Genomic DNA, 13,260 nt, shown 5'->3' with positions numbered 1-13,260 from the left:
GAAATCTGATAATGGTATTATTTACAGGTTCAACAGTTGAAGAAGCAATCCAAAATGGATTGAATGAATTAAATATTCCGAGAATGAAAGCTCATATCAAAGTTGTTTCGAGAGAGAAAAAAGGATTTTTTGGACTTTTTGGTACAAAACCAGCTCAAGTTGATATCGAAGCAATTAGTGAAACAACTGTTGTAAAAGCGAATCAGCAGGCGATCAAAGGTGTTCCGAAAGAAATTAATGATCAAAATGATCCAGTTAAAACAGTCAGCGAAGCGACAGTTGATTTGGGACATGTAGTTGCAGCTATCAAGAAAATTGAAGAAGAAGGCCAAGAAATTTCTGAAGAAGTCAAGGCTGAAATTCTTAAGAATGATAAAGAAGCCAGCACGATTTTAGAAGAAACAGGCCATATTGAAGTTTTAAAAGAATTGCAACCTGAAGAAACTCAAGATGAAGTTGAGTCTGAAAAAGGCAGCGACTTAGAAAATCTTGGTTTGAAAGTCGAGCCAACATACGACACCGAAAAGGTTGTTGAAGAAGTAACCAATTATGTTCAAGCAATCATCGATGATATGGATGTTGAGGGAACTATTTCTAGCACTTCTAACCGTCGCTCTATCAACATGCAAATTGATACAAATGAGCCAGGCCGTATCATTGGTTACCATGGTAAGGTTTTGAAATCCCTTCAACTTTTGGCACAAAATTACCTCTACAATCGTTATTCAAAAACTTTCTACATTACTATCAACGTGAATGATTATGTTGAACATCGTGCAGAAGTGTTACAAAGTTATGCTCAAAAATTAGCTACACGTGTCTTGGAAGAAGGCCGTAGTCAGATGACAGATCCAATGTCAAGCAGCGAGCGTAAAATTATCCATCGTATCATCTCACGAATGGAAGGTGTTACTAGCTACTCTGAAGGTGACGAACCAAATCGTTACGTTGTAGTTGACACAGAATAAAAATGAAAAATCAGGGAAACCTGATTTTTTTCTAACTGAAGAAGGAGTAAAATGAAAGAAATCAAGGACTATCTTGCTTATCAAGGGGAACAGTACCGGAATCCTGAAAAAGCAGGAGCTGAAAAAGATAAAATGCTAGACCTGCGTCAAAAAGGGCAGGAAGCGCGAAAGACATTTACTTACCTAGCGGAATGTTTTCAAGCTAGGCATTCCGATTGGAATTTACACCCAACCAGTCAATGGATGAATCAAGCGCAGAGATTACGACCACATTTCTGGGTTTATTTACAGAGAGAGGGGCATGTAACAGAGCCCATGATGGCTCTTCGTTTGTATGGAAATCAGAATAATTGGGGGATCTCTATAGAAGTCAGCTTTATAGAGAGAAAGAAAGATGAGGCTACCTTGTCAAAGCAGGCTAAAATATTGGATGTCCCAGTGGTTGATGGAATCTATTATTGGGTTCAGAAAAACGATGAAAGCTATAGAGTACAAGCTACTGAGGAGAATAGACAACTTTTAAGACAACAATTATCCAATCAGGAGATTCGTAAGGTTTTAGTAAAAGTTGATATTCCAGTAGCCGATGAAGATACTATAGATAAGGTTCTAGATAAACTTGATAGAGGTTTTGAAAAACTATCACCTTACTATCAAGTGACTAGAGATTAGTATAATCGGCTGAGCCATTTTATAGTAAATTGTTTTATTGCTATTCTATCTGTTTTTTCATATAATAGTAAAATAGAATGTGGGGTTCAATCATCACCTCAAATAGAAAGGAAATTCTATGTCAAATCTATCTGTTAATTCAATTCGTTTCCTAGGTATTGACGCCATTAATAAAGCCAACTCAGGTCATCCAGGTGTGGTTATGGGAGCGGCTCCGATGGCTTATAGCCTCTTTACAAAACAACTTCGTATCAATCCAGCTCAACCAAACTGGATCAACCGCGACCGTTTCATTCTTTCAGCGGGTCACGGATCAATGCTTCTCTATGCCCTTCTTCACCTTTCTGGATTTGAAGATGTAAGCATGGATGAAGTGAAGAGCTTCCGTCAATGGGGTTCTAAAACTCCAGGTCACCCAGAATTTGGTCATACAGCAGGGGTTGATGCAACAACAGGTCCTCTAGGACAAGGGATTGCGACTGCGACAGGTTTTGCACAAGCAGAACGTTTCCTTGCGGCTAAGTACAACCGCGAAAGTTATAACATCTTTGATCACTATACATATGTTATCTGTGGAGATGGTGACTTGATGGAAGGTGTATCAAGTGAAGCTGCTTCTTATGCAGGTTTGCAGAAACTTGACAAATTGGTTGTTCTCTATGATTCAAATGATATCAACTTGGATGGTGAGACAAAAGATTCATTCACAGAGAGTGTTCGCGATCGTTACAATGCCTACGGTTGGCATACAGCCTTGGTTGAAGATGGGACAGACTTAGAAGCTATTCAAGCAGCTATTGAAGAAGCTAAGGCTTCAGGGAAACCATCTTTGATTGAAGTGAAAACTGTTATTGGTTATGGTTCGCCAAACAAACAAGGGACTAATGCCGTACACGGTGCCCCTCTTGGTACGGATGAAACTGCAGCAACACGTCAAGCACTTGGTTGGAACTATGAACCATTTGAAATCCCAGCAGAAGTTTATGCTGATTTCAAACAAAATGTTGCGGATCGTGGTGCATCAGCATATGAAGCATGGACAAAACTAGTTGCAGACTATAAAGAAGCTCACCCAGAATTGGCTGAAGAAGTGGAAGCCATCATCGAAGGACGCGATCCAGTTGAATTGACTCCAGAAGACTTCCCAGCTTTAGAAAATGGCTTCTCTCAAGCAACTCGTAACTCAAGCCAAGATGCTTTAAATGTAGTGGCTGCTAAATTGCCAACCTTCCTTGGTGGATCAGCTGACCTTGCTCATTCAAATATGACTTACATCAAAACTGACGGACTTCAGGACGATGCAAATCGCTTGAACCGTAATATCCAATTTGGTGTTCGTGAATTTGCAATGGGTACCGTTTTGAACGGAATGGCTCTTCACGGTGGACTTCGAGTTTACGGTGGAACTTTCTTCGTATTCTCAGACTACCTTAAAGCGGCAGTTCGTTTGTCAGCTCTACAAGGTCTTCCTGTAACCTATGTCTTTACTCACGATTCAATTGCAGTTGGTGAAGATGGACCAACTCATGAACCGATTGAGCACTTGGCAGGACTTCGCGCGATTCCAAACCTTAATGTTTTCCGTCCAGCAGATGCGCGTGAAACTCAAGCCGCTTGGTATCTTGCAGTGAAGAGTGAGAAAACACCAACTGCCCTTGTCTTGACTCGTCAAAACTTGACTGTTGAGGAAGGAACAGACTTTGAAAAGGTTGCGAAAGGTGCTTACGTTGTATATGAAAATGCAGCAGACTTTGACACTATCTTGATTGCGACTGGTTCAGAAGTGAACTTAGCAGTAGCAGCTGCTAAGGAATTGGCAAGCCAAGGTGGAAAAGTTCGCGTAGTCAGCATGCCATCTACAGATGTTTTTGACGCACAAGATGCAGACTACAAAGAAGAAATCTTACCAAATGCAGTTCGTCGCCGTGTAGCAGTCGAAATGGGAGCAACTCAAAACTGGTACAAATACGTTGGTCTTGATGGAGCGGTTCTCGGTATTGATACCTTTGGAGCGTCTGCCCCAGCGCCAAAAGTTTTAGCAGAGTATGGATTTACAGTTGAAAAATTAGTTGAAATTGTAAACAACTTGAAGTAAGAAAAATCAGAGCATTTGCTCTGGTTTTTTATTGACCTAAAATCAAGGTGCAATCTTGTAAAAACAAGTGAAATTTGATATAGTAGTTTTATCTGAATTACAAAGGAGTAAAAAATAATGGGTGGAAATTTAACATTCTTGATTATGCTTGTTTTGATGTTTGGCTTGATGTTTTTCATGCAACGTTCTCAAAAAAAACAAGCTGAAAAACGTATGGAGAGCCTTAATAAACTTCAAAAAGGCTACGAAGTAATCACTATCGGTGGTCTCTACGGTACAGTCGATGAAGTTGATACTGAAAACAAAACGATTGTACTTGATGTAGATGGTGTCTACCTTACTTTTGAACTAGCTGCTATTAGAACAGTCTTGCCAGTTAAAGAAGCTGTGACTCCTGAAGGAGCAGTAATCGAAGACGGAAGCGCAATTGAAGAATAAAACGGGATGGGATTCATTCCCGTTTTTCTATAAAATCTGAGGGGAAATGATGAAAAAAATTGTCTTTGTTTGTCTTGGGAATATCTGTCGTAGTCCCATGGCAGAGTTCGTGATGAAATCATTGACAGATGATTATGAGATTGAAAGTCGAGCGACTTCATCATGGGAGCATGGCAATCCGATTCATAAAGGAACTCAGAAAATTTTTAAAGCTCACGAGATTCCTTACGATTCATCAAAAACATCACAGCAAATTTCTAAGGATGATTTTGAATATTTTGATTATGTCATTGGAATGGACGAGTCCAATCTTCTAGATTTGACTCGGATGTGTCCTCAAGATCAACTACATAAGCTAGAGGCATTTGCTTCTGAGGATGTTCCTGATCCATGGTATACAGATGATTTTGATGAAACTTATGATCGAGTTTTAACTGGTTGCCAAGCTTGGCTAACACGTTTAGAAAATGAGGCAAAAAATGGATAATTTAAAGAAATTCTATGATAAATACAGTGTCTATATAACGCGTCCTCGTTTGGAAATTGCAACGGTAGTAGTCATAGCTCTTTGTGCTATATTTGTATTTGTGGGGAATATGCCTAAGCAAGGAGTTTTAAAATTGGATGGCGATTCACTAGTATATGACGGAAGTATTGTTCGTGGGAAGATGAACGGCCAAGGAACAATGACCTTCTCTAATGGAGATACCTACACCGGACAGTTTAAAAATGGCGCATTTAATGGGAAAGGAACCTACCAAGCTAAGGATGGATGGGTTTATGAAGGTGATTTTGTGAATGGCCAAGCTGAAGGCAAAGGGAAACTAACTACCGAGCAAGAAGTTGTCTATGAAGGCGACTTTAAACAAGGACTCTTCCAACAGGCACAATAACCTCCTAACAAGGAGGTCTTTTCTCAAGAAATAAAGAAAACGCTTCCTTGGTTTAAGAGTGGAAAAATAAATTAAAAACAAGTTTGTGAAAATAAAAAAATATAATAAGATTTTCACAAACCTCGGGGAAAGAATGCATTATAACGCGAATTTGAGAAAAAAATCACAAAAATATGAAAATTCTTTGTGAAATATCTATGAAACTGTTTACAAAGTAAAAAAAAAGAGTTATAATATACTTGTGAAAAATTTAACAAAGGTTTAAACCTTTAAGGCTATGGAGGAAAATATGGCTGATAAAAAAACTTTGACACCTGAGCAAAAACAACTCGCTGCTGAAAAGCATGTAGATGGATTAGTACAAAAAGCTTTGGTTGCACTTGACGAAATGCGCAAGTTGAACCAAGAGCAAGTTGACTACATCGTAGCAAAAGCATCTGTTGCTGCTCTTGATGCACACGGAATTCTTGCACAACATGCAGTTGAAGAAACTGGACGTGGGGTATTCGAAGACAAGGCAACAAAAAACCTTTTTGCCTGTGAACACGTAGTAAACAATATGCGTGGCGTTAAAACAGTTGGAGTTATTGAAGAAGACCCAATTACAGGTCTGACTAAAATTGCAGAACCCGTAGGTGTAATCTGCGGTGTCACTCCAACAACAAACCCAACTTCAACAGCTATTTTCAAATCATTGATTGCTTTGAAAACGCGTAATCCAATCGTTTTCGCTTTCCACCCATCAGCTCAAGAATCATCAGCTCACGCAGCACAAATCGTTCGTGATGCAGCGATTGCAGCTGGTGCTCCTGAAAACTGTGTTCAATGGATTACAGAACCATCAATGGAAGCAACTGGAGCACTTATGAACCACGAAGGCGTTGCGACTATCCTCGCAACTGGTGGTAATGCCATGGTTAAAGCTGCTTACTCATGTGGTAAGCCAGCACTTGGGGTAGGTGCCGGGAATGTTCCTGCTTATGTAGAAAAATCTGCTGACCTCCGTCAAGCTGCTCATGATATCGTTATGTCTAAATCATTTGATAATGGTATGGTCTGTGCGTCAGAACAAGCAGTTATCATTGATAAAGAAGTTTATGATGAATTTGTAGAAGAATTCAAGTCATATCACACTTACTTTGTAAACAAGAAAGAAAAAGCTCTTCTTGAAGAATTCTGTTTCGGTGTGAAAGCTAACAGCAAAAACTGTGCTGGTGCTAAACTAAACGCAAACATCGTTGGTAAGCCAGCTGCATGGATTGCTGAACAAGCTGGATTCTCTGTTCCAGAAGGAACAAATATCTTGGCTGCAGAATGTGCGGAAGTAGGACCAAAAGAACCATTAACTCGTGAAAAATTATCACCAGTTATTGCAGTTCTTAAAGCTGAAGATACTGAAGATGGTCTTAAAAAAGCTCGTCAAATGGTTGAGTTCAACGGACTTGGTCACTCAGCAGCTATCCATACAAAAGATGAAGCTCTTGCTAAACGCTTTGGTACAGAAATCAAAGCAATGCGTATTATCTGGAACTCTCCATCTACTTTCGGTGGTATCGGTGATGTATACAATGCCTTCATTCCATCATTGACACTTGGATGTGGTTCATACGGACACAACTCAGTTGGTGATAACGTGAGTGCTATCAACCTCCTAAACATCAAGAAAGTAGGGAAACGTAGAAATAATATGCAGTGGTTTAAAGTTCCTTCAAAAATTTACTTCGAACGCAATTCTATCCAATACCTTCAAACATGTGAAGATATCGAACGCGTTTTGATCGTTACAGATAAATCTATCGAGCGCCTTGGATTTGTTCAACGTGTTATTGACCAATTGAACAAACGTAGCAACCGTGTAACTGTCCAAGTCTTCTCAGATGTTGAACCAGATCCAGATATCACAACTGTAGAACGTGGTGCTGAAGTGATGAAAGCTTTCGAACCAGATACAATCATCGCACTTGGTGGTGGTTCTCCAATGGATGCAGCTAAAGTAATGTGGCTCTTCTACGAACAACCACAAATCGACTTCCGTGACTTGGTTCAAAAATTCATGGATATCCGTAAACGTGCCTTCCGCTTCCCATCTCTTGGTAAGAAAGCGAAATACATCGGGATTCCAACAACTTCAGGTACAGGTTCAGAAGTAACACCATTTGCCGTTATCTCTGATAAGAAAAACAACCGTAAATATCCTTTGGCTGACTACTCATTGACACCAACTATTGCGATTGTTGACCCTGCTTTGGTTGAAACAGTTCCTGACTTCATCGCTGCAGACACTGGTATGGACGTCTTGACCCACGCGACTGAAGCATATACTTCAAACTTTGCCAACGATTATACAGACGGTATCGCCCTTCAAACAATCAAACTTGTCTTTGAATGGTTGGAAAAATCTGTTAAAACAGCTGACCCAGAAGCTCGTGAAAAAATGCATAATGCTTCTACAATGGCTGGTATGGCCTTCGCCAATGCCTTCCTTGGCATGAGCCACTCAATGGCTCACAAGATCGGTGGGGTTCACCACACTGTTCACGGACGTACAAACGCAATCTTGCTTCCATACGTTATCCGTTACAACGGTACTCGCCCATCTAAGACTACTACATGGCCTAAATACAACTACTGGAAAGCTGATGAGAAATTCCAAGACATTGCTAGAATGCTTGGCTTGCCTCACTCAACTCCAGAAGAAGCAGTTGAAGCATACGCTAAAGCTGTTTACGACCTTGGTGTTGCAGTAGGTATCAAGATGAACTTCAAGGATCAAGGAATTGATGAAAAAGCTTGGAAAGACAGCTTGCATGAAATTGCCTTGCTCGCATATGAAGACCAATGTTCACCTGCAAACCCACGCTTGCCAATGGTAGCTGACATGGAAGAAATCATGGCAGATGCTTACTATGGTTATGCAGAACGTCCAGGACGTCGTAAATAATAGATTATCAGCCTAGAGGCAGGAGTTATCCTGTCTCTTTTTTGATTTTTCATGAAACCAAAATTTTATAAGGAATCATGATGTGGTAGAGTGAAGGCTTTTACTAAGGTGTCTTAGTAAAATAAGAGGAATTGAAAAGTATAAAACTAAAGTGAAAATCAACGCCCGCACTTGCAATAAAACTAAAATAGTTATATAATAGGTTTGTTGAAAGGTGATTTGTAGTGATTCAAGTTACTCTTTTCACAATAAAATTTTCATGATTTTCATAAGGAGGAAATCACTAATGGTAGTTAAAGTTGGTATTAACGGTTTCGGTCGTATCGGTCGTCTTGCTTTCCGTCGTATCCAAAACGTAGAAGGTGTTGAAGTTACTCGCATCAACGACCTTACAGATCCAGTTATGCTTGCACACTTGTTGAAATATGACACAACTCAAGGTCGTTTCGACGGTACTGTGGAAGTTAAAGAAGGTGGATTCGAAGTTAACGGTAAATTCGTTAAAGTTTCTGCTGAACGCGATCCAGAACAAATCGACTGGGCTAACGACGGTGTAGAAATCGTTCTTGAAGCAACTGGTTTCTTTGCTACTAAAGCAGCTGCTGAAAAACACTTGCATGCTGGTGGTGCTAAGAAAGTTGTTATCACTGCTCCTGGTGGATCAGATGTTAAAACAGTCGTATTTAACACTAACCACGATATTCTTGATGGTACTGAAACAGTTATCTCAGGTGCTTCATGTACTACAAACTGCTTGGCTCCAATGGCTAAAGCTCTTCAAGATAACTTCGGTGTTGTTGAAGGATTGATGACTACTATCCACGCTTACACTGGTGACCAAATGATTCTTGACGGTCCACACCGTAAAGGTGACCTTCGTCGTGCTCGTGCTGGTGCTGCTAACATCGTTCCTAACTCAACTGGTGCTGCTAAAGCAATCGGTTTGGTTATCCCTGAATTGAACGGTAAATTGGACGGAGCTGCACAACGCGTTCCTACTCCAACTGGATCAGTTACTGAATTGGTAGTTGTTCTCGAAAAGAACGTTACTGTTGATGAAGTAAATGCAGCTATGAAAGCAGTAGCTAACGAATCATACGGTTACACTGAAGATCCAATCGTTTCTTCAGACGTTGTAGGTATGTCTTACGGATCATTGTTTGACGCAACTCAAACTAAAGTTCTTGACGTTGACGGTAAACAATTGGTTAAAGTTGTTTCATGGTATGACAACGAAATGTCTTATACTGCACAACTTGTTCGTACTCTTGAATACTTCGCAAAAATTGCTAAATAATTTCTGAGTCGAAAAAGCAAGACCTATTGGTCTTGCTTTTTTAGTATTAGTGAAGAAAAATGGATGATTTTATCATCCATTTTGTTTTAATTCTCTTTCAAATGTATCTGAAAGTGCAGTAAAGCTTAATTTGTTTAAAGTTAGAGGGTGGATAAAGGATAGTTTAAATGCGTGCAGCATCAGTCTGCTAACTTTTGAATGTGAGTTGTAGAGAGGGTCTCCAAGAATTGGATGTCCGTGGTGAGATAGGTGAACTCGGATCTGATGGGTTCGTCCCGTTTTTAATTTGCAACGAATAAGACTAGTTTTGTTCGTTGCAAATTGTTTCAAACGAGTTACTTGGGTTTCAGCGTATTGGCCATTTTTTTGATCCACTACCCGTTTCCTACGGTCGTGACGATTGCGACCAATTTTATCTCGGAAGACAAGCTCTTTAGTTCCTATTTTTCCCTCGACCAGAGCCCAGTATTCTCGGGAAATCTCTTTCTTTTCTAATAAGCGATTAAGGATAGGAAGAATGAATGGATTCTTAGCAAACAATACGAGACCGCTTGTTTCCATATCTAGTCTATGGACAACATAGCAAGTTTGACCAACATAGGCGCTGACATGATTAAGAAGAGCAATCTCATCGGGCTGATTCCCATGTGTTTTCATGCCCTCGGGTTTATTGACGATAATTAAATGTTGGTCTTGATAGATTTCTTTTACAAGTTTGGGGTTTCCAAAAGCAATTTCTTTTGTAGGATAATCTTCCTCATCGAAAATTAATTGGCATTCGTCTCCTGCTTTGATAGCTTGGTGCCAATGAACTTCTCTTTTGTTGATAAGGATATGTTTCTTAACTCTCAAGAAATGACGTATTTTTCTAGGGATTAACAGTTGCTCTTCCAGGAAAAGTTTAACTGTCATTTCAGGTAGAGACTCAGGGATAGTAAAGGTAAATTTCATACAGATATTGTAACAAAAATTAGTTTATTTGGACAGGGAAACTAGCAAAATTCTTGTCTTCCTATGGGGAAGATGATAAAATATACGCATGAAATTAGATACCTTATTTGAAAAATTTCTTTCCTTATTTAAGAAAGAAGAATCTGAAATTGAAGAAACAGAAATGAATGAAGTCGAACAAGAAGAAAATGTGTCGAGCAACTTACGACGTTCAAGAGCAGGACGAAAGAAATCTGGGGCAGTTGGTCCTATTCGAAAATTCTGGCGTCGTTATCATTTGACAAAGATCTTTCTGATTATAGGACTAAGTGCCAGCCTTTTTGTTGGGGTCTATCTATTTGCGCTAGCAAAATCGACGAATGTTACAGATTTGCAGAATGCTTTAAAAACACGTACTCTGATTTTTGACAGAGAAGAAAAAGAAGCAGGTGCCCTATCAGGCCAAAAAGGGACCTATGTCGAACTTTCGGATATTAGTGAAGATTTGCAGAATGCTGTTATTGCGACAGAAGATAGAAGTTTCTATAAAAATAGTGGAATTAACTATGGACGCTTTTTCCTGGCAATCCTAACAGCAGGTCGCTCGGGTGGTGGTTCTACAATCACTCAGCAGTTGGCTAAGAATGCCTATCTATCTCAAGACCAGACTGTTCAAAGGAAGGCGAAAGAATTCTTCTTAGCTTTGGAATTAACCAAAAAATATAGCAAGAAGGAAATTCTAACCATGTACTTGAACAATGCCTACTTCGGTAATGGAGTTTGGGGCGTTGAAGATGCAAGTAAAAAATACTTTGGGGTTTCAGCTTCTCAGCTGACGCTCGATGAAGCGGCAACCTTAGCAGGAATGCTTAAAGGGCCGGAATTGTACAACCCTTTAAATTCTATTGAGGATTCTACAAATCGCAGGGACACCGTCTTGCAGAACATGGTAGCTGCTGGTTATATTGATAAAAATAAAGAAGCGGAAGCTTTGGGTGTTGATATGGCATCTCAGTTACAAGATGCTTATGAAGGGAAAGTTTCAGACTACCGATATCCATCCTATTTTGATGCAGTTGTTAATGAAGCAATTGAAAAGTACAATCTAACTGAAGAAGAAATTGTGAACAACGGCTATCGTATATATACGGAACTAGATCAGAATTATCAAGCTAACATGCAGGTCATTTATGAAAACACTTCTCTGTTTCCAACAGCAGAAGATGGAACTCATGCTGAGTCTGGCAGTGTTGCTCTAGAACCAAAAACAGGAGGAGTTCGAGGAGTTGTTGGTCGTGTAGCAGGAGATGATAAAGCGGGCTTCCGAAATTTCAACTACGCAACTCAATCAAAAAGAAGTCCAGGTTCAACTATTAAGCCCTTAGTTGTCTATACCCCAGCAGTCGAAGCTGGTTGGGCTCTAAATAAAGAGTTGGATAATCATACTATGGAGTATGGTGATTACAAGGTCGATAACTACGCAGGAATCAAAACATCTCCTGAAGTTCCAATGTACCAAGCTTTAGCTGAGTCCCTAAACCTCCCTGCCGTAGCAACAGTTAAACAACTTGGCATCGACAAGGCTTTTGAATCAGGTGAAAGATTTGGACTTGATTTAACGAATGTGGATCGTGTGTTGGGTGTTGCCCTGGGTGGTGGAGTGGAAACTAGTCCACTACAAATGGCACAAGCTTATGCAGCATTTGCAAACGAAGGTTTGATGCCAGAAGCGCATTTTATTACTCGCATTGAAAATGCAAGTGGGCAAGTCATTGCTACGCATAAGAATTCTCAAAAACGAGTGATAGACAAGTCCGTAGCGGATAAAATGACTAGCATGATGCTAGGAACCTTCACAAATGGTACAGGAATAAGTTCTTCACCTGATGGTTATGTTATGGCTGGGAAAACTGGAACGACAGAGACTGCTTTTAACCCAGAATATACGAGTGACCAATGGGTTGTTGGGTATACACCTGATGTAGTCATTAGTCACTGGCTTGGTTTCCCGACTACCGATGAAAACCATTATCTAGCAGGATCGACTTCGAATGGTGCAGCACATATCTTTAGAAGTATGGCTGAAACAATCCTTCCTTATACACCGGGAAGTACCTTTAAAGTAGAGAATGCCTATAAGTTAAACGGAATTGCTCCACAAAATATTCCAAATCAATCAAGTGATAATGGGGGCACGCAATCCGGAGATTCAATAACTGATATCCAAGGTCGCGCTCAGAATCTTATTGATGAGGCAGAACGAGCGATTTCAGATGCTAAAATTAAAGAAAAAGCAAAAACAATTTGGGATACAATAGTAGATTTGTTCCAATAATTTTTAAATGACAAGAACTATTCTTGTCATTTTTTGTTCCCTGAAGTAACAGAAAAAACACCTGAAAGATATGGAATGGCATCCGAGGAATAAGCTTAGGCAAGATTACAGACAAAAGAAAAAATAACAGCTTTTATAAAACCTATCTCTGGTATACTGAATGCAGAAAAGGAGGGTAAAGATGTTAGAAAAAAATTATGAAGAAGTCAAAGCTATCGTGCATAAGTGTCGAAAAGAATACTATTTACATCTATGGGAAAGAGAAGATTGGGATCAAGAAGGAATGATTTGCCTTCATGAACTATTAGAAAGTTACCCAGAATTTGAAGAGAAAAAAGATAAACAATTCTATATTTACTTTAAAACAAAATTTCGGAATCGAATTTTGGATGCAGTTCGAAAACAAGAAAGTTATAAAAGAAGATTGGATCGACAAGCTTATGAAGAAGTGAGCGAAATTAGCCATCGATTAGGCGAAGGGGGGCTGTTGATAGATGAGTCTTACGCATTACAAGAAATGCTTAAAGAGTATCGAGCAGGGTTAGGAAAAGAAAGGTTGGAGTTGTTTGAACGCTTGTTAGCTGATGAGCGATTCAAAGGAAGAAAAGCAATGTTGAAAGAACTAAAGCATGTGCTAAGAGATTTTTCTCCAAAAAGATAAAAAAATAAACCCAATATCTTGACAAGGGGG

The 13,260-nt window shown here is 39.6% G+C and carries 11 protein-coding genes; 10 read left to right on the top strand and 1 reads right to left on the bottom strand.

Translation table 11 applies throughout. From position 1 onward, the window contains the following. The first annotated feature begins 11 nt into the window (after window positions 1–11). From jag to gap, 8 genes are all read left to right on the top strand, one after another. On the top strand, window positions 12–968 hold the full coding sequence (gene jag, locus QM419_RS07010; RefSeq protein WP_414278333.1) for an RNA-binding cell elongation regulator Jag/EloR: 957 nt from the start codon (window positions 12–14) through the stop codon (window positions 966–968). A gap of 51 nt (window positions 969–1,019) precedes the next feature. Further along, on the top strand, window positions 1,020–1,640 hold the full coding sequence (locus QM419_RS07005) for a ribonuclease P (RefSeq protein WP_414278332.1): 621 nt from the start codon (window positions 1,020–1,022) through the stop codon (window positions 1,638–1,640). 118 nt (window positions 1,641–1,758) lie between these two features. Beyond that, window positions 1,759–3,735 carry a transketolase gene (gene tkt / locus QM419_RS07000; RefSeq protein ID WP_414278331.1) on the top strand — a complete coding sequence of 659 codons (1,977 nt, stop codon included), beginning with the start codon at window positions 1,759–1,761 and terminating at the stop codon, window positions 3,733–3,735. 117 nt (window positions 3,736–3,852) lie between these two features. Beyond that, a complete protein-coding gene (gene yajC / locus QM419_RS06995) occupies window positions 3,853–4,173 on the top strand; it encodes a preprotein translocase subunit YajC (RefSeq protein WP_414259923.1) in 321 nt (106 codons plus the stop codon). A gap of 49 nt (window positions 4,174–4,222) precedes the next feature. Beyond that, window positions 4,223–4,660, top strand: a complete 438-nt coding sequence (locus QM419_RS06990) for a low molecular weight protein-tyrosine-phosphatase (protein WP_414278330.1) — start codon at window positions 4,223–4,225, stop codon at window positions 4,658–4,660. Next, window positions 4,653–5,066, top strand: a complete 414-nt coding sequence (locus QM419_RS06985; protein ID WP_414254601.1) for a hypothetical protein — start codon at window positions 4,653–4,655, stop codon at window positions 5,064–5,066. The genes QM419_RS06990 and QM419_RS06985 overlap by 8 nt, the downstream gene beginning before the upstream one ends. A gap of 289 nt (window positions 5,067–5,355) precedes the next feature. After that, entirely contained in the window at window positions 5,356–8,007 is a 2,652-nt protein-coding gene (adhE, locus tag QM419_RS06980) for a bifunctional acetaldehyde-CoA/alcohol dehydrogenase (RefSeq protein ID WP_414278329.1), read from the top strand. Window positions 8,008–8,293: 286 nt separating this feature from the next. Next, window positions 8,294–9,304, top strand: coding sequence for a type I glyceraldehyde-3-phosphate dehydrogenase (gap, locus tag QM419_RS06975; RefSeq protein WP_006154814.1), 1,011 nt, complete (start codon window positions 8,294–8,296; stop codon window positions 9,302–9,304). 72 nt (window positions 9,305–9,376) lie between these two features. On the opposite strand, the gene QM419_RS06970 is transcribed toward gap, so the two are convergent. Further along, complete coding sequence (locus QM419_RS06970) at window positions 9,377–10,255, bottom strand: RluA family pseudouridine synthase (protein WP_414278328.1); 879 nt, start codon at window positions 10,253–10,255, stop codon at window positions 9,377–9,379. 88 nt (window positions 10,256–10,343) lie between these two features. Between QM419_RS06970 and pbp2a the strand changes: the two genes are divergently transcribed. Continuing rightward, the gene (gene pbp2a / locus QM419_RS06965) at window positions 10,344–12,569 is read left to right on the top strand and encodes a penicillin-binding protein PBP2A (RefSeq protein WP_414278327.1); all 2,226 of its coding nucleotides are present in this window, start codon (window positions 10,344–10,346) and stop codon (window positions 12,567–12,569) included. A gap of 181 nt (window positions 12,570–12,750) precedes the next feature. After that, window positions 12,751–13,230 (top strand): sigma-70 family RNA polymerase sigma factor, encoded by a 480-nt coding sequence (locus QM419_RS06960; RefSeq protein WP_414278326.1) that lies wholly within the window; start codon window positions 12,751–12,753, stop codon window positions 13,228–13,230. Window positions 13,231–13,260: the final 30 nt, after the last annotated feature.

It is taken from the genome of Streptococcus infantis, from assembly GCF_047464715.1.
Taxonomy (GTDB): domain Bacteria; phylum Bacillota; class Bacilli; order Lactobacillales; family Streptococcaceae; genus Streptococcus; species Streptococcus infantis_S.
This window is presented reverse-complemented; position numbering and strand designations above follow the sequence as displayed.

Coding starts and splice junctions, on each gene's coding strand:
- jag (WP_414278333.1), top strand. CDS start 12: ATGGTATTATTTACAGGTTCAACAGTTGAAGAAGCAATCCAAAATGGA.
- QM419_RS07005 (WP_414278332.1), top strand. CDS start 1,020: ATGAAAGAAATCAAGGACTATCTTGCTTATCAAGGGGAACAGTACCGG.
- tkt (WP_414278331.1), top strand. CDS start 1,759: ATGTCAAATCTATCTGTTAATTCAATTCGTTTCCTAGGTATTGACGCC.
- yajC (WP_414259923.1), top strand. CDS start 3,853: ATGGGTGGAAATTTAACATTCTTGATTATGCTTGTTTTGATGTTTGGC.
- QM419_RS06990 (WP_414278330.1), top strand. CDS start 4,223: ATGAAAAAAATTGTCTTTGTTTGTCTTGGGAATATCTGTCGTAGTCCC.
- QM419_RS06985 (WP_414254601.1), top strand. CDS start 4,653: ATGGATAATTTAAAGAAATTCTATGATAAATACAGTGTCTATATAACG.
- adhE (WP_414278329.1), top strand. CDS start 5,356: ATGGCTGATAAAAAAACTTTGACACCTGAGCAAAAACAACTCGCTGCT.
- gap (WP_006154814.1), top strand. CDS start 8,294: ATGGTAGTTAAAGTTGGTATTAACGGTTTCGGTCGTATCGGTCGTCTT.
- QM419_RS06970 (WP_414278328.1), bottom strand. CDS start 10,255: ATGAAATTTACCTTTACTATCCCTGAGTCTCTACCTGAAATGACAGTT.
- pbp2a (WP_414278327.1), top strand. CDS start 10,344: ATGAAATTAGATACCTTATTTGAAAAATTTCTTTCCTTATTTAAGAAA.
- QM419_RS06960 (WP_414278326.1), top strand. CDS start 12,751: ATGTTAGAAAAAAATTATGAAGAAGTCAAAGCTATCGTGCATAAGTGT.